This is a genomic window from Streptomyces racemochromogenes, from assembly GCF_044129415.1.
GTDB classification, from domain to species: Bacteria; Actinomycetota; Actinomycetes; order Streptomycetales; family Streptomycetaceae; genus Streptomyces; species Streptomyces racemochromogenes_A.
Window position 1 is genome coordinate 16,122 of record NZ_JBBDHD010000019.1, and the last position, 16,698, is coordinate 32,819.

Consider the following 16,698-nt stretch of genomic DNA (forward strand, 5'->3'; position numbering starts at 1 on the left):
TCGCCCGGAGGGCGGCCCCGCGGCGTCATGGGGGTCCCCCCTGGTCGAGCGAAGTCGAGAGCTTGGGGGAGCGTGCTCTCGGTGCGCCGGGCGGAAGCACGCGTACTGGACGTACTCGGCTTTCGCCCGGTGCGGCGAGAGCACGTGCCAGGCGTCGCGGGGCAGACGGGAGTGTGACGACAGGCCCTAGGAGGCCCTGGAGCCGGCCTCAGGCCGTCCCCTCGTCGGCGGCCCGGCGCATGGCCGCCACGTCGAGCTTCTTCATCCGCAGCATCGCCTCGGTGGCGCGGGCTGCCCGGCCCGGGTCCGGGTCGCTGATCAGGTCGATGGCGCCGGGCGGGATCACCTGCCAGGAGACCCCGAAGCGGTCCTTGACCCAGCCGCAGGCCGATTCCTGTCCGCCGTCCGCGGTGAGGGCGTCGTAGTAGTAGTCCGCCTCGGGCTCGTCGGAGCAGTGGATCTGGAAGGAGACGGCCTCGGTGAAGGGGAACTGGGGGCCGCCGTTGAGGCCGATGAACCTCTGGCCGTTGATCTCGAACTCGACCACCATCACCTCGCCGGCCGGACCGGGGCCCGCCTCGGTGTAGCGGGCCGTCCGCAGGATCCGGCCGTCCTTGAAGACGGAGAGGTAGTAGTCGGCGGCGGCCTCCGCGTCGCCGTCGAACCACAGGCACGTGGTGAAGCCGTTGCTGGTCATGGCTGCTGCCTCCAGGGGGACGAGGGGGCCGGGCGGCCCTCCTCACATACGGACCGGCCCCGCGCCCGAATCTCATCGGTGGGCGCGGGGCCGGTCCGCAGGTTCACCCGTTCGGGCGGCCCGGCTACTTCCCGAGCATGCGGTCGACGACCCGCTCGGCGGCGTGGCCGTCGTCCAGGTCGCAGAACTCGGCGCGGAACGCCTCCCGTGCCGCGGCGAACCGGGCGCCCACGGCGTCGGCGTCGCGGACGGCCTCGATCAGGCTCGCGGAGTCCTTCAGCAGCGGGCCGGGCGCCTTCTCCTCCAGGTCGAAGGTGAAGCCGCGCAGGGTGTCGCGGTAGTGCTCCAGGTCGTACGTGAACAGCAGGATCGGCTTGTCGGTCAGCGCGAAGTCGAAGAGCGCGGACGAGTAGTCCGAGATCAGCACGTCGGCGACGAGCAGCAGGTCCGTGGCGTCGGGCCAGCGGGAGACGTCCACGACGAAGCCGTCGCGCACGCCGTCGCGCAGCTGCTCCCCCACCAGGTGGTGGCCGCGGACGAGCAGGACGTGGTCCTCGCCCAGCTCGCGGCGGGCCGCGTCCAGGTCGATCCGCAGGTCGAGCTTGTAGCCGCCGCTCCAGCCCTCGCGGTTCTCGCGCCAGGTCGGCAGGTAGAGGACGACCTTCTTGCCCTCGGGCAGGCCGAGACGGCGGCGGACCTCGGCGATCCGCTCCGCGTCGGGACGCAGCAGCGCGTCGGTGCGCGGGCTGCCGGACTCGATGACCTCGCCCTCGTAGCCGAGGGCCCGCTTGAGGATGGGGGTGGCGTACGAGCTCGGCGAGGCGAGCAGCGTCCACTGGGCGCTGTCGTGCGCCAGGCCCTCCAGCACCTCGGGGCTGGTGTAGTAGTCGTGCGTGAAGTCGTAGCCGATCTGCTTGAGCGGCGTCCCGTGCCAGGTCTGGACGACCGTCTGGCCGGGGCGGCGCCGGAAGTGCGACGGCACGCTGTCGTTGACGACGTAGAAGCGGGCGCGGGCCAGGACGTCCCAGGCCTCCAGGCTGTCGTACTGGACGGCGCGGGCGGTCGCGGGGACCTCGACGCGGCCGTCGCGGACCAGCCAGACGTGCTCCAGCTTCTCGCCGCGGCGCAGCAGCTCCTCGTGGATGGCGCGGGGCGCGTCACCGGCGCCGTTGCCCTGGAAGACGTCGTACACGACCAGGTCCTTGACCGGGAGCCGCCGCTGCGCGGGGTAGGTCTCGTCGCGGGCGACGCGCTGGGCGTAGCGGGAGCGGTCGTGCGGGCTCAGCAGCGGGTCGCTGACCAGGGCCATCCGGTCGTGGTGGCGGGCTTCGACGCGCATGCGGCGGCCCAGCACGGTGACCGGGTGGGGCCCGGTGTTCAAGGCCGCGCCGACGAGCTGGACGGGGGCGCCGCGGTCGACGCCGAGCAGGCCGGCGGTGGTGCCGCCCTGGCTCACCGGGCGCAGGGTGGGCCACCAGCGGCCCTGCGGGAGGGTGGTGCGGCCGGCGTAGGCCTCGGGGAGCACGGGCTCGAAGGAGGCCTCGAAGCGGTCCCCGTCGCGGGTGACGGGGTAGCTGAACTCGGTGCCGTGCTGGTCGTGCAGGACCAGCTCGTAGGGTTCGTCGGCGCTCTCCGCGGGGGCCCGGAAGGTGCCGCGCAGGGTCAGCGTGCCGGCCTCGGCGGAGACGGCGTCGACGAGCGGCGGGGAGGGCTGGACGGAGAGGACGAGGTGGCCGTTCCTGGCGCGCTTGGCGAAGACGGCGAGGTCCGCGTCCCCACCGGGGAGCAGGGCGGCCAGGCCGGTGAAGCCGCCGCGTTCGTCGTGGACCAGGGGGTGGCGGGTGCCGTCGGCACGCACCGCGGCCAGGGTCCACGCCTGCGGGCTCCACTCGCCGGGCTCGCGGCGGGCGGGTGCGACGGCGCCGAGCCCGGCGAGCGGGACGAGGGCGGTGAAGGGGATCCGGCCGCCCGCGGCGGCGGTGCCCAGGGTGAGCGGGACGTCGAGGGTGGTGCCGCTGGCGGCGTGTTCGGCGCGCAGGACGACGCCCTCGCCGGCCCCGGGGGCCAGCTCGCCGGTCAGCTCCAGGGCGTCGTCGCCGCTGGTGCGGACGTCGAGCACGCGGGCACGGACGATCTCTACCTGGACGGTGAGGGAGCCCGCGACGGTCGGCACGATCCGGACGTCGGGGGTGGCCCAGTGGGCGGGCGGGTTCATGCCGCTGTCGTGCTCGCCGCCCCTGAGGCGGGCCCGGTGCAGGCCGCCGGGGCCGGTGACGGCGATGGAGGTGGTCCATATCCCCTCGCGCCACGTGCCGCCCGACTGGAAGACCGTGGGGTCGACGACGGCGGTGAAGCCCGCCCAGTCGGCGTGCCGCAGGGCGAGGTGCGGGGAGTTCACGGTGGCCATCGGCGAGGCCACCGTGCGGGTGGGGACGACCGTGCGGCGGCGCTTGCCCTGCTCGCGGAAGACGAGCATCTTGCGGGAGCCCAGGCGGCTCTCGGCACCCATGTGCCCGGGCAGGGCGTAGCCGCGCAGCAGCAGCTTGCCGTCGCTCCAGGCGGCCTGCTCCAGCCGGCTGACGACGCGGCGCTCGCGCGGGCCGAGGGTCAGCAGCTTCGGGGGGACGGGCGCCTTGAGGAAGGGGTAGTCGGCCTGCGGGCGGGCCAGGCCCTTGACCGGCACGCTGTAGCTGAAGTCCCGCTGGTGGTGCAGGAGGGCGATGAACTCCTCGACGCGGCCCTCGCGGGCCAGGTACGCCTTGAGCCGGTCGGCGACGGTGAGGTCGGTCCACGGACCGGTGCCGATCTCGCGGATGAGGCCGCCGACCTCCTTGACGAAGGCGGCGCGGAAGTCCTCGCCGCCCTCGGCGACGTACTTGTAGATGAGCGGGAGCTCCTCGCTCAACACGTTGTAGTCGTAGTCGCGCAGGTAGCGGGCGTACTTCTCGCCGGTCTTGGCGAGCAGGGCCTCGCGCACCAGCCGAACGGAGGTGACGCGGTCGATGACGGAGACCGGGTCGGTGGAGCGCTGGGTGATGGAGCGCTCGCCGGTCTCGCGCACGCGCCAGTGGTAGACGCAGTCGCTGATCACGTCGACGCTCTGGGCGAAGTAGTGCGCGGGGATGCTGACGGGGGCGTCCTCGTAGAGGATGCCCTCCGGGTACTGGAAGCCGTGCTCTTCCCAGAAGCCGCGCCGGTAGACCTTGTTCCAGGCGGTGCGGTCGGTGACCAGTGCCGGGAACTTCGAGATGTGGGTCTTCAGGCGCGTGTTCGCGAACGCGACGCGGTGGCCCCAGGACTGCTGCATGCCGACGGAGCGGAAGCGCTTGACGTTGCCGGCGGCGAAATCGGAGCCGCTCTCGTCCAGGGCGTCGATCAGCTTCTGGTAGGCGTCCGCCGGCATGGTGTCGTCGCTGTCGACGAAAGCGATGTACTCGCTGTCCGGGGAAGCGTGCCGGAAGCCTACGTTCCGCGCGGCACCGAGGCCGGCGTTCTCCTGTAGGACCACCCGGAAGCGCTTGTCACGCTCAGCGAAGGCCTTGGCGATGGCCGCGCTGTTGTCCGTGGACCCGTCATCGACGATGACGACTTCGAAGTCGTCGAACGTCTGAGCTGCTAGGGATTCCAGGCACTCGTCGAGGTAGAGCTCGACGTTGTAGGAGGGTACGACGATGCTCAGGCGCGGGGGCATGGGTGACGGGTTCTCCAGCGTTTTTATCTTTGTCGACCGGGTTGATGATCAGCCAATTACAGCATCTTACTCTGTAACAGGATGATAAAGTTGACCCATCCCGGACATATGGGACGGTCCGCCGGGGCGAGCGGCAAAGAATTCAGCCGCCCGCCACCGTGCCGTCGCGACCCCGGCGGGGCCGCCGCCAGGACCGTCAGACCTCCAGGCTCTCCTCGATCTTCTTCAACTGGTGACGCGCCATGGCAAGGTTGGCCCTGCCGCGGTCGAGGGCGAGATAGAGGAAGAAGCCCTCGCTGTTGCGCCCCTTCATCAGCCTGATCAGGTGGTACTGACTGCCGAGAGTGATCAGGATGTCCTCGATCTCGTCCTTCAGACCGAGCATCTCCATGGTGCGGACCTTGGCCCGCACCACGTCCGTGTTGCCGGCCGCGGCGACCGTCAGGTCCAGGTCCTTGCCGCCTCCGACGTGGCCGAGGGCCATCCCGCTGCCGTAGTCGACGAGGGCGGCGCCGATCGCGCCCTCGATGCTGGTGGTGGCTTCCTTGAGGGCGGTTTCCACGTTGACCATGAGGCTTCCTTTGCAGTCGTTTGCGATGGGCGTGTTCTGTCGGGTCCGTCAGGAACGGTCGGGGCGCTCCGCCACGGGCGCCTCCGGGCCGGACCTGCGGCCCAGGCTGTGCTCTATGAGTTCGGCGATCCGGACGCTGGAGCGGCGGGCCTCCAGGTGGAGGCGGCCGACGTTGACGCGCGGCTCGGCGATCAGGGTGAGGACCGCCGCCTCGCCCGCCGCGTAGGTGGCGACGTAGCCGTTCTCGCCGCGCACGAGCAGCTCCCGGAAGCCGCCCTGCCCGGTGCAGTCGCTGAGCCGCTGGGCCACCCCGAGGGCGGCGGCGGTCAGTGCCGCGACGGACTCGGCCTCCGCGGCCGCGCTGTCCTGGGCCAGGACCAGGCCGTCGACACTGGCGGCCAGGGCCCCGCCGAGCTGGGGCACCCGGGCCCGCAGCCGGCGGAGCTCGGCGAGTATCTCGGCTTCGGCCTCGGCGGGCAGCATCACCATGCTCATGTCGGCTTTCCTCCCTTCGGGCGGCCTCCGCTCGAAACGGTCGGCTCGCAGAACCGGTCGGAGCGGGAGCCTCACAGGCTTGCCTCCAGTGCGTCGCGTAACCGGCGGAGCAGCGCCACGTCCGGGGATTGGGCCTGGGTGATCCAGTCGGGCAGGGGCGGGACCGGCACCTGGACCGGCCGGTCGTGCGGTGTCTCGACGAGCCCGGCGGCTGCGAGTCTTCGTACGTCGAGCAGGGTGTGGAAGGCGGGCCGGCCCAGCACCCACGCCAGGTCGGCCGGGGTCCGCACGCCGTCCGCCTGTCCGAGCAGCGCCCGCTGCCGGGCGGTGACGATCTGCCCGGGCGCGGCCTGCCGCGGCACGACCGGCGCGGTGTCGAGCTGCGGGTACGGCCACACGGCGTCCAGCAGTTCGCGGCGGCGGCGGGTCTCGCGTTCCACGGCGGCCGCCGGGACGGACCGCACGGAGCCGATCCAGTGGGTGGCGCCGCGGCGGAACCGGGAGGGGCCGCTGCCGGGCGAGAGCGCGAAGAAGGCGGCGTCGAAGATCGCGGCGATGTGGCAGATCTCCAGTTCCCCGCCGGCCAGGCCCCCGCTGTCCACCAGGAACCGGGCGACCTGCCGGCTGGCCCCGGCCTCGTTGACGGCCTCGTTCCAGCGCTCGGGGGCCAGGCCGCCGCCGGTGGTGAGCAGTACGTCCAGGCCCGGGGTGGAGGGGCTCTCGGCGTGCACGACGCGGCCGTCCTCCAGGAAGAGGGTGCCGCGGTCGCGCAGCAGGGCGCCGGTGGCCCGCTCGGCGGCGAGCCGGGTCAGCAGGGGGGAGACGGCGGCGAGGCTCTGAACGGCGGCGGTCATCGGAGCACCAGCCCTTCGGCCAGGGTGCGCAGTCTGAGCCGGGCCAGCGCGAGGTTCCCCTCGGCCCGGTCGAGCCACAGGTGGAGGAAGACGCTGCTGTCGAAGCTGGTCTCGACGAACCGGAGCACGTGGTAGCCGGTGCGGGTGGTGACGATCAGGTCCTCGACGGGCGGGCCCGCGAGCGCGGCCACGGCCGTCGCCGCGGGGACGGGCTGGGCGAAGGACTCGTACTCGGCCGCCGCCCGGGCCAGTTCGGCGGTCTCCGCGGCGGTGGTCTCGTGGTCGCCGACGGGCGACTCCCCGGCGGTGCCGAGGGCCAGTCCGCTGCTCCAGTCGACCAGCGCGGCGCCACGGGCACCCGGCAGGGCCATGGCTTCGAGCAGGCATTCGTCGATCCCGGGCACGCGGGCTCCCCTCCCGGTCGAACGTGCTGCGCACGGTCGTCGTACGGCGTGACAGGAGGGAACTTACTCAAGTTCCACCCTGCGAAAGGGTGTTCTGGCATTTTCCGCTGGAACATGCGCGGTAGCGCGTGACAGCTTGGCCGGAACCCGTCCGTTTTTGATCAAGGCTGTCATCGTGTGCGCGTCACGAACGCCGGAAGAGGAGCGTCCTCGACCAGATGCCGCGGCAGTGACAGTCCGAAGCGCTCCTCCAGGACGGCGAGGGTCAGCCGGTCGCGCCGCCCGTCCGGCACGTCGTCGGGGTACGGGAAGGTGCCGTCGGGCGCCAGGATCCGCGCCGCGACGAGCTCGGGGAGCAGGAAGTCGGGGCGGTGGCCGCCGCGCCAGCACTCCTCGCCGAGGCCGAAGCAGCACACCAGCTCGCCGTCGCGGGCGTAGGCGAACTGCTTGGGGGGATGGTCGGGCTGCGGGTCGAGGTGGACGGCCTCGACGCCCGCGCGGGAGACGTCGGTGAGGCGTTCGGCCCCGGCGGGTATGCCGTGCTCCACGGCGAAGGACCAGCCTCCCCAGCGGCCGACCCGGGCCACGCCGTCCCCGTCGCGGGTCTCGGCGGCCATGCTCCAGGCGGCGGAGCCGCCCATCGGCCCCGGGTGGACGCCGGGCGCGGCCCCGAGCCGGGCGGCGAGCTGGTGCGGTCCTATGCCCCGGGCGAAGGTGAGCCCGGCGTACCAGCCGTCCCACCCGGCCAGCCATCGGATGCCGCCGCCGTCGGAGGCGGCGCCGCCGGCCGCCCGGTCGTCTCCCGTTCCGTCACCGGCCGTCCGTTCCGCACTGTCCACGGTCTCCCCCCGCGCCCTCGGTGCTTCCCCGTGGCCACGGTAGTCAGTCCGCGGGCCGCCGGGGGAGCAGACGCTCGACCATCACCCCGAGGAGGGGCTCCACCGGGTGGGCGTCGAGCAGGGCGGGCACGGTGAGGTCGTCCACGATCAGGCCCTGCATCGCGAAGTAGAGCAGGGCCACGCCCTGCCGGTCCCCCGGGAGTCCGGCCTCCAGGTGCCCGGCGATGTTCGCCTCCAGCTCGTCCGCCAGGAACCGCGCCAGTTCCTCGCGGAGTTCGGGCCTGCGCGTGGCCTCCAGACGCAGCTCCAGGACGGCGATCTGCACGCTGGGCTCGCGCCGCAGCCGGCCGAGGAGGCGGCGGAGCAGTTCCACGGTGTCGAGGGGGCCGGAGAGCTCGGCCGGGTCGGGGGTGAGGCGCTCGCGGGTGCGGCGCAGGATCTGCGCCAGCAGCTGGCCGCGGTGGGCGAAGTAGTTGGAGGCGGTGCCGGTCGGGACGCCGGCCTCCTTGTCCACGGCGCGCAGGGTCAGTCCGCGGGAGCCCTCGCGGGCCAGGACCTCGATGGCGGCGTCGAGCAGCGCGGCCCGGCGTTCCGGATTCTGGCGCATGGGCGTTCCCTGGGGGTCTTGCGGAGGGGCTGGCGTGAGCACTGCACCTACAGTGCTCCGGCCACGCTAGCCGACCCGTCCGCGCCGGGCCCCGCCCGCCGCCCCTCTCCCCACCGCCCCCTCACCCGTGTCACCCTGCCCGTCATGGAGCGGATCGTCGAGGAGATACGCGAGGACCTGGACCGCCGGATCGCCCTCGCGGCGGACCGGCTCACCGACCGGACCCTGGCCGAGGACCCCGCCTGGGCCGCGCTGCCCGACCGGGCCGAGCTGCGCGAGCGGATGCACCACACCCTGCGCCAGGCGGTCGAGGGCCTGGCCCGCACCGTGCGCGGGGAGCCGGTGGAGCTGGCGGGCGCCCGGGCCGCCGGGGCCCTGCGGGCGGGACAGGGGCTGCCGCTCGCCTCCCTGCGGAACGCCTACCGGTACGGCGGGCGGCTGGTGTGGCAGTGCCTGGCCGAGGCGGTGGCGGCCCACGATCGGGCGGCGCTGCCGCGGCTGCTGGCCGGGGCGGGCGCGCTGTGGGACGTACTGGACCAGCTGACGGACGCCGCCTCGGAGGCGTACCGGCGGGCCGGGGCGGAGCGGGGCGAGCGGGAACGGGAGCGGCGGGCGGCCCTGCTGGACGTCCTGCTCGACGCCACCGCGGCGGCCGCGCGGACCCCGGAGTCGGTGGCCTCCGCCGCCGCACGGCTGGGCCTGCCCGACCGGGGCCGCTTCGCGGTGGTGGTGCTGGGCCCGGCCGGCCCGGGCGGGGGCGGGATGCCGGGGCCGTCCCGCGCGGATGGCGGCGTGACGGGGGCGCCCCTTCCCGGCGGCGGCGCTGCCGGTCCGTCCCTCCCGGGCGACACGTACGGGGACGACGGCACGGGCGGCGCGTCCGGCCCCGGCGCGGGCGGCCCACGCGTGCTGTGGCGGATCGGGGCCGACGGGGAGACCGGGCTCGCCGAGCTGGGCCGCCACCCGCTGGAGGCCCTGCGCGCACTGCTCGCCCCGCTCCCGGTCCGCGCCGGGATCAGCCCGGTCGTCGCCTCGCCGGGCGAGCTGGCCGGGGCCCGCAGGCTGGCGGCGCTCGCGCTGCGGACGGCGGCCCCGTCTCCGGCCGGGTCCGGCGGGGCCGTCCTGCTGGACGAGCGGCTCCCGGTGGCGCTGGTGGCGGCCGACCCGGAACTGGCGGCCCGGCTGCGGGAGGTGGTGCTGGGTCCGGTGCTGGCGCTGCCGCCGCAGGAGGCACGGGTGCTGCTGGCCACCCTGGGCACCTGGCTGGCCTGCCGGGGCTCGACCACGTTCGCCGCCCAGCGGCTCTACTGCCACCGCAACACCGTCTCCAACCGGCTGCGGCGCCTGGAGCAGCTCACCGGCCGGGCCCTGTCGGACCCGGCGCACGTGGTGGAGCTCGCCCTGGCCCACGCTGCGGTGGCCCAGCGGGCTACGGCGCCGCCGCCTCCCGCGGCTGCGTCGGCTCCGGCGGTGGCGGCTGCGGGCGACGGGCCGAATCCAGCAGGTACGGCACGTCGATCACCGCGATCCCCGGGGTGAACAGCAGGCGCGCCTTGAGCCGCAGCGCGTTCTGGTTGTGCAGGGGCTGCTCCCACCAGTGCCCGACGACGAACTCGGGGATGACCACCGAGAGCATGTCGGTCCCCTCGGCGGCGGCCTCCTCCTCCACGTACGCCACCACGGGGCCGACCACCTCCCGGTACGGCGAGTGCAGCACCTTCAGCGGAATGCCGGGGTCGATCTCCGCCCAGGCCCGGCGCAGCCGTTCCGCCTCCTGCTCCTCGGCGGCCACGGACAGCGCGGTGAGGGTGTCGGGCCGCAGCCCCTGGGCGTAGCCGAGGGCCTTGAGCGTCGGCGCGTGCACGTTGGCGACGAGGACGACGACGTGGTGGCGGGCGGGTTTGCGCGGCCGGTCGCCGGGGGCGACGGCCACCTGTCCGGCGACCCGGTCGTAGTGCCGGCGCACCCCCTTCATGCCGAGGAAGAGGAGGGGCATGGCGATGACGACCAGCCAGGCGCCGTGCGTGAACTTGGTGGTCAGGACGATGACCAGGACCACGGCGGTCATGAGGGCGCCGACCGCGTTGATGGCGAGCCGGCGGTGGATGTGGACCCGTCCGGCGCGCGCGGTGGCGGGGGAGGCGAGTTCGCGCCGCCAGTGCCGGACCATGCCGGCCTGGGAGAGGGTGAAGGAGACGAAGACGCCGATGATGTAGAGCTGGATGAGGCGGGTCAGCTGGGCGTCGAAGGCGACGATGAGGGCGATGGCGACGAGCGCGAGCAGGACCACGCCGTTGGAGTAGACGAGCCGGTCGCCCCGGTTGTAGAGCTGGCGGGGGGCGTAGTGGTCCTTGGCGAGGATGGAGGCGAGCATCGGGAAGCCGTTGAAGGCGGTGTTGGCGGCGAGGATGAGGACTCCCGCGGTGGCCGCCTGGAGCAGGTAGAAGAGGAGGTCCAGGTCCCCGAAGGTGGCCCGGCCGATCTGGGCGAGGGCGGTGGACATGGGGGTGCCCGGCGGCAGGCCGAGTTCGGTGGGGTCGGCGGCGACGTGCACCCGGTAGGCCATGGCGAGGGTGGTGATGCCGGCGAACATGGTCACCGACAGGGCGCCCATGGCGGCGAGGGTGGTCGCCGCGTTCTTCGCCTTGGGCTTGCGGAAGGCGGGGACGCCGTTGCTGATGGCCTCGACGCCGGTGAGGGCGGTGCAGCCGGAGGCGAAGGCGCGCAGGGCGAGGAAGACGAGGGCGATGCCGGTGTAGGTGCCGGCGGCGTCGATCGGGAGGTCGGCGGACTCGGCGCGGATGGTGGCCCCGGTCCCGAGGCGGACGGCGGCCACGGCGAACATGACGTAGATGATGAGCACGAACCCGTAGGTCGGGACGGCGAAGAGGCGCCCCGACTCGCGTACCCCGCGCAGGTTCATCAGCGTCAGCAGGACCACGAAGGCGACGGACAGGCCCACTTGGTGGTCGCTGAGGGAGGGGATCGCCGAGGTGATGGCGGCGACCCCGGAGACCACGGACACGGCGACGGTCATCACGTAGTCGACGAGCAGGGCGCTCGCGGCCGTGAGGGCCGCGGTGGAGCCGAGGTTCTCGGAGCTGACGACGTACGCGCCGCCGCCACCGGGGTAGGCGTGGCAGGTCTGCCGGTAGGAGGCGACGACGACCACCAGCAGGAAGACGATCGCGGCGGCCGCGTACCACGCGAGGTGGAGCAGCGCGACTCCGCCGAGGGCGAGGATCAGCAGGATCTCCTCGGTGGCGTAGGCCACGGAGGAGAGCGGGTCGCTGCAGAAGATGGGCAGGGCGAGCCGTTTGGGCAGCAGGGTCTCGCCCAGGCGCGCGGTGTCGAGCGGCTCACCGACCAGCAGCCGTTTCGCATTGATTCGCCTCATTCCATGATGGATATCCTTTTCCATCGGCTTCAAGACGTTTGCGTACCGCACTACGCCGGGTCGGCGTCCCCCGTACGGCCCAGTGCCGTCGGTGGACCGGCACGGCGGCGGCAGTCGTGCCGACCGGCGGTCACATGCGCGCGGCCGCGCTGCGGATGGCCTCGCGGATGCGGAAGTAGGTGCCGCAGCGGCAGATGTTGGCGATGGCGTCGATGTCCTCGTCGGTGGGCTCGCTCGTCCGCTGGAGCAGGGCCACGGCGGCCATGATCTGCCCGGGCTGGCAGAAGCCGCACTGGGCGACGTCCTGTTCGAGCCAGGCCTCCTGGACGGGATGCAGCCGGTCGCCGTCCGCGAGCCCCTCGATGGTCGTGACCCGCTTGCCCGCGCAGGCGGAGACCGGCACCACGCAGGGACGGACGTCCACCCCGTCGAGGTGGCTGGTGCAGGCCTTGCAGACGTCCACCCCGCAGCCGTACTTGGGCCCAGTGACCCCCAGCATGTCGCGGAGCACCCACAGCAGGGGCAGGTTGTCGGGCGCGTCGACGGTGACGCTCCGCCCGTTGAGGGTGAAGGTGTGCGAGGGCACGGCGGCGTACTCCAGGGGTCAGCGGGGGTAGGGGGTGAAGTCGACGTCGAAGTCGAGGGGGAAGCTACGGGGCTTGGAACCGGTGGCCCGGGCCCAGGCGTTGGCGATCGCCCCCACGGCGGCGGGCACACCGAGCTCGCCGGCGCCGCCCGGTTCGGTACCGGTGGCCGGGAGCACGAAGACCCGTACGTCCTGCGGGGTGTCGCGCTGCCTCGCCCAGTGGAACTGGCTGTAACTGCCCTCCAGCGGCAGTCCCTTGTCCAGGTGCAGCCCGGCGCGCAGGGTGGTGGAGATCGCGTCGGTGAGGCCGCCGATCATCTGGGCCTCCAGCCCGCGCGGGTTGACGGGCAGGCCCACGTCGACGGCGATGACCGCCCGGGTGACGCGGACGCGCTCCGGGTCTCGGGTGTCGATCTCCACCAGGCAGGCGGTGCGCGACCTGTACTCCTCGTGGAAGGCGATGCCCTGCGCGCAGCCGGCCGGCAGGGGGCGGCCCCACTGGCCCTCGGCGGCGGCCTTGTCGAGCACGGCGCGCTGGGCGTCGGTCTTGAGGAAGGTGCGCCGGAAGCGGTACGGGTCCTTTCCGGTGGCGGCGGCCAGTTCGTCGACCACGATCTCCTCGGCGCCCCGGGTGTTGGCCGAGTAGACCGAGCGCCAGGACCCGGTGGGGATCCCGGTGGGCACCTCGGTCAGCGCCTGGGTGGTGAGCCCGAAGTGGTACGGGGACTTCACCGTGGTGAGGAACAGGGTCTGGGCGAGGGTGGCGTTGCCGATGCCGGAGGGCAGGCTCGCGGCGGTGGCGGTGATGATCTCGCCGAGGCCGTGCCGGAAGTCGGTCTCGGCGGCGGCGACCCGGTGCTCGAAGCCGAGCACCTCGCCGAGGAGGTGGGTGGCCCGGATGCGGTGGTGGGTGGCGGGGCGCATGCGGCCGTGCCGGGTGTCGTCCACACGGGTCCACATCAGCTTCACCGGGCGGCGGCAGGCCTTCGAGACGCGGGCGGCCTCCAGGGCGGCGTCGAAGAACAGGCGCCGGCCGAAGGAGCCGCCGGCCTGGACCACGTGCACCGTCACCTTGTCCAGGGGCAGTCCGAGGTCGGCGGCGATGGTCTCGCGGGCGACGATCGGGGACTTGAGGCCCGACCAGATCTCGGCCCGGTCGTCCCGGACGTCGGCGACGGCCGAGTTGGTCTCCATCGGGGCGTGGCTGACGAAGGCGAAGTCGAACTCGGCCTCCACGTACGGGGTGAGCAGCGGCGGCACGAGCAGCGGCGGGGTGGCGGCGCGGAGCTTGGCGCGGACCTGCTCGTCGGAGAGCTGGTCGGCGGGGCCGGGACCCCACTCGACCTGGAGGGCGGCCTTGGCGTCCAGGGCCTGCCCGAACGTGTCCGCGACCACGGCGACCCCGGTGGGGACCGTCACCACGTGCAGGACCCCCGGCATGGCCAGGACGGCCGCGCGGTTGGCCACGGAGCGGACGGTGCCGCCGAGGCTGGGCGGACGGCGCAGCACGCAGGGCTTGGCTCCCGGGACGTCGAGGTCGAGGGTGTAGCGCTGGGCGCCGGTGACCATCGCGCGGGCGTCGATGCGGCCGGTGGGGGTGCCGACGAGGGTGTGCCGGGCGGCCGGCTTGGGTGTGGCGCCGGAAACCACGAGCCCGGGTGCGGCGGCGGCCGCGGCGAGGCTCCCGTACCCGGCGGTGCGGCCGTCCGGGGCGCGCACCGAGCCGTTCGCGGTGGTCAGCGAGGCGGCGGAGAGGTTCCAGCGGGCCGCGGCGGCCGCGACGAGGCGGGCCCGGGCGGTGGCGGCGCACTGGCGGACCGGCCCGTACAGGGAGCGGATGGAGTTGGAGGATCCGGTGAGCTGGTTGAACAGCAGCTCGGGGCGGGCGTCGTCCAGCTCCACCCGGACGCTGCCGAGCGGGGCGTCGAGTTCCTCGGCGACCAGCATGGCCACCGCGGTGGTGAGGCCCTGGCCGACCTCTTCGCGGGGCAGCCGGAAGCGGATGGTGCCGTCGTCCTCGACGACGAGCGCGAGGAGGGACGAGGTCGGAGCGCCGGCCAGGATGAAGAGGTCCCCGAGGTCGACCAGGTCGGCCACCTCGGGCAGGCTCGGCACGACGGCGTGCGCGGACTGCGGGGCCAGCGCGTCGGCCCCGGCCCGGGTGACGAGGGCCAGGGTCGGGGCCGCGACCAGGTAGGTCAGGAACGACCGGCGGCTGTGGCCGCTCCCGTCCCGCCCCTCCGGCGTACTGCTCTCCACTGCCATCCGCCCCTGCCCACCCTCCCCCGGCCCGCCTGTGAAGACGCGGACCGCACCGGCTCGTTACCGACACGTAGGGTAGCGATCGGCTGGTGGGGTGGGAAGCGGAAGTGACGCGGGGGGTCCTTCGTTCGAGTGGTGCCCCTGACGCGCCCCGGGCCCCGCCTCCCGAGGGGCCCGAGGGCCGCAGGGCCTCGCACGTCTCGCCCGTACGATCGAACCATCCCGTCCGGAAGGCCGATTTCCGGCCGCGGGCGGACGATGGAACCACAGTCGTACGCGTTTGCGACACGTGAGGAGGTGTACGGCGATGGCCCAGTTCATGGATGTCCACCACGGTATGAAAGGCATCACCGCGGACCAGCTGATGGAGGCCCACAAGGCGGACCTCGCCATCCAGTCGGACGAGAAGGTCACGTTCCAGCGCGCCTGGGCCGACCCGGCGTCCGGCGAGGTCTACTGCCTGTCCGAGGCCCCCTCGGCGGCGGCGGTCCAGAAGATCCACGAGCGGGCCGGACACCCCGCCGACGAGATCCACCCGGTCCCCCTGAGCGTCTGACGGGACCGGCACCCGGAGGGAGCACCCCGATACTGACCGGAAATGTTCGCACGGACGGGAGGCAAACGGGAGGCCTTCGGCATATGCCGTGAGCAAGAACGTTACGGATGTTGCCAAACGCCTTACAGGCCGTCCCGGCCTGTGCCACAGTCGTAGCCGGTCCTTCTTTCAGACCTGGCCGTGCCGCGCCTGTATCGCCGCGCCTGTATCGGAGTGCTCATGCCGTCCCATCTGTACGCGGACCGTTCCGCACAGCCGCCCGAGCCGGGATCCGTGGACGCGCTGATCTCGCAGACCCGCCGGCTGCGCGGCGAGGTGGACGCCGTGCGCCGCGACACCGTCGTGGACGACGACGACGCCCAGGGCCGCTGGCAGCGCGCGCTCTGCGACCTCGCCGTGCACCACCTGGACGACCTGGGCCAGCACCTGGGCCAGCTCAAGGAGGGGCTGCCGCCCGCACCCGAGCAGGTCGAACTCCCCCCTGCTCCCCCGGAGACCACCGCCGAGGACCGCCAGACCCGCGTGGGCAGCGCCGAGTGGAACCTGCTGACGGACGAGGTCACGTGGTCCGAGGAGCTCTTCCAGATCTTCGGCCGCTCCCCCGAGGCGGGACCGCTCCCCCTCGACGAGCTGGGCTCCACCCTGTTCTCCGAAGACCAGCCGCTGCTGACCTCGATGGTCACCGACTGCCTGGTCGACGGCAAGCCGATAGACGGCGAGTTCCGCATCGTCCGGGCCGACGGCCGCGTCCGGACGCTGCACATGAGGGGCGAGCCGGTGCTCGACGCCGACGGCTGCACGGCCTCGATGTGGGCCGTGCTGCGTGACGTCAGCGAACTGCGCAGAAGCCAGCGGGCGGAGCGCGAGTCACGGGACTCGCTCCAGCGCCGGCGGGAGATCGCGCAGACCGAGCACCGGCTGGCGGTCGAGCTGCAGGAAGCCGTGCTCCCCCCGTGGCGCGGCTCCCTGCGGTTCCCGCACGACCACGCCGGAACGATGGACGTGGCCGCGCACTACCTCCCCTCCGCCACCAGCACGCTGATCGGCGGCGACTGGTACGACGCGCTCGAACTGGCCGACGGCCGCTCGCTGCTGACGGTCGGCGACCTGACGGGGCACGGGGTCAGCGCCACCTCAGGCATGGCCATGCTGCTCGGCGCCCTGCGCGGGATGGCCATGGCCGGCATCGAGCCGGGCCCCCTGATGGGCTGGCTCAACCAGCTGCTGGAGACCTCCGCGCAACCGGCCCTCGGCTCCGCCGTCTGCTGCCGCTACGACCCGTCCCGCCGGCTGCTCTCCTGGGCCCAGGCCGGACACCCCGCGCCGCTGCTCTTCCGCCGCGGCCAGGGGCGCGCGCTCCAGCCGCCGGAGGGGGTCCTGCTCGGCGCCACGTCGGGCGCCGTGTACGGCCAGGCCGAGGAACTGCTCGAACTGGGCGACGTACTCGTCCTGTACACCGACGGGCTGACCTCGCGCGGCATCGAGTTCGGCCGGGCTGACGGCACGGAGCGGCTGCTGGCGCTCGCGCCGCGCTTCTCGGCGGCCCGGTCGGCGCGCGACTGCGTGCGCATGGTCACGGAGGAGTTCGGCGAGAGCGAGCGCGAGGACGACGCCTGCGTCCTGGTGGCCCGCATCGGCGGCTAGCGGTCGCCCGACGCCACCAGGGTCCGGTTCGAGGGGCCGCGCCCACGGCGCGGCCCCGTTCGTCGTCCGCTCCCGTCCCCGTCCTCCACCGCGTG

General features: G+C 73.5%; 14 protein-coding genes. 3 read left to right on the forward strand and 11 right to left on the reverse strand.

Annotated elements, in window-relative coordinates; translation table 11 throughout:
• Nucleotides 1-208: 208 nt before the first annotated feature.
• The 8 genes from WDV06_RS10255 to WDV06_RS10290 all read right to left on the reverse strand — a co-directional run bounded on the left by WDV06_RS10255 (nt 209) and on the right by WDV06_RS10290 (nt 8,158).
• Entirely contained in the window at nt 209-697 is a 489-nt protein-coding gene (locus tag WDV06_RS10255; protein WP_395509329.1) for a VOC family protein, read from the reverse strand.
• A 124-nt stretch (nt 698-821) separates the two neighbouring features.
• Nucleotides 822-4,388: a bifunctional glycosyltransferase/CDP-glycerol:glycerophosphate glycerophosphotransferase gene (locus WDV06_RS10260; protein WP_395509330.1), complete on the reverse strand. Its 3,567-nt coding sequence runs from the start codon at nt 4,386-4,388 to the stop codon at nt 822-824.
• 196 nt (nt 4,389-4,584) lie between these two features.
• Nucleotides 4,585-4,959: a hypothetical protein gene (locus WDV06_RS10265; protein WP_395509331.1), complete on the reverse strand. Its 375-nt coding sequence runs from the start codon at nt 4,957-4,959 to the stop codon at nt 4,585-4,587.
• A 48-nt stretch (nt 4,960-5,007) separates the two neighbouring features.
• The gene (locus tag WDV06_RS10270) at nt 5,008-5,442 is read right to left on the reverse strand and encodes a roadblock/LC7 domain-containing protein (protein ID WP_395509387.1); all 435 of its coding nucleotides are present in this window, start codon (nt 5,440-5,442) and stop codon (nt 5,008-5,010) included.
• A gap of 83 nt (nt 5,443-5,525) precedes the next feature.
• Complete coding sequence (locus tag WDV06_RS10275) at nt 5,526-6,308, reverse strand: transcriptional regulator (protein ID WP_395509332.1); 783 nt, start codon at nt 6,306-6,308, stop codon at nt 5,526-5,528.
• Nucleotides 6,305-6,712 carry a hypothetical protein gene (locus WDV06_RS10280; protein ID WP_395509333.1) on the reverse strand — a complete coding sequence of 136 codons (408 nt, stop codon included), beginning with the start codon at nt 6,710-6,712 and terminating at the stop codon, nt 6,305-6,307. The genes WDV06_RS10275 and WDV06_RS10280 overlap by 4 nt, the downstream gene beginning before the upstream one ends.
• A gap of 170 nt (nt 6,713-6,882) precedes the next feature.
• Complete coding sequence (locus WDV06_RS10285; protein WP_395509334.1) at nt 6,883-7,551, reverse strand: DUF6461 domain-containing protein; 669 nt, start codon at nt 7,549-7,551, stop codon at nt 6,883-6,885.
• Between the two features lie 43 nt (nt 7,552-7,594).
• A complete protein-coding gene (locus tag WDV06_RS10290; protein WP_395509335.1) occupies nt 7,595-8,158 on the reverse strand; it encodes a TetR/AcrR family transcriptional regulator in 564 nt (187 codons plus the stop codon).
• Between the two features lie 144 nt (nt 8,159-8,302).
• On the opposite strand from WDV06_RS10290, the gene WDV06_RS10295 reads away from it, so the two are divergent.
• Nucleotides 8,303-9,697, forward strand: a complete 1,395-nt coding sequence (locus WDV06_RS10295) for a helix-turn-helix domain-containing protein (RefSeq protein WP_395509336.1) — start codon at nt 8,303-8,305, stop codon at nt 9,695-9,697.
• Here WDV06_RS10295 and WDV06_RS10300 read toward each other — a convergent pair.
• From WDV06_RS10300 to WDV06_RS10310, 3 genes are all read right to left on the reverse strand, one after another.
• Nucleotides 9,588-11,555 (reverse strand): APC family permease, encoded by a 1,968-nt coding sequence (locus WDV06_RS10300; RefSeq protein WP_395509337.1) that lies wholly within the window; start codon nt 11,553-11,555, stop codon nt 9,588-9,590. The two genes, WDV06_RS10295 and WDV06_RS10300, sit on opposite strands and share 110 nt — an antisense overlap.
• Before the next feature lie 130 nt (nt 11,556-11,685).
• Nucleotides 11,686-12,141: a (2Fe-2S)-binding protein gene (locus WDV06_RS10305; protein WP_395509338.1), complete on the reverse strand. Its 456-nt coding sequence runs from the start codon at nt 12,139-12,141 to the stop codon at nt 11,686-11,688.
• An 18-nt stretch (nt 12,142-12,159) separates the two neighbouring features.
• Nucleotides 12,160-14,406 (reverse strand): xanthine dehydrogenase family protein molybdopterin-binding subunit, encoded by a 2,247-nt coding sequence (locus WDV06_RS10310; protein WP_395509339.1) that lies wholly within the window; start codon nt 14,404-14,406, stop codon nt 12,160-12,162.
• Nucleotides 14,407-14,710: 304 nt separating this feature from the next.
• Between WDV06_RS10310 and WDV06_RS10315 the strand changes: the two genes are divergently transcribed.
• Entirely contained in the window at nt 14,711-14,959 is a 249-nt protein-coding gene (locus WDV06_RS10315; RefSeq protein ID WP_344168306.1) for an SCO4226 family nickel-binding protein, read from the forward strand.
• A 219-nt stretch (nt 14,960-15,178) separates the two neighbouring features.
• The gene (locus tag WDV06_RS10320; protein ID WP_395509340.1) at nt 15,179-16,603 is read left to right on the forward strand and encodes a PP2C family protein-serine/threonine phosphatase; all 1,425 of its coding nucleotides are present in this window, start codon (nt 15,179-15,181) and stop codon (nt 16,601-16,603) included.
• The last annotated feature ends 95 nt before the right edge of the window (nt 16,604-16,698 follow it).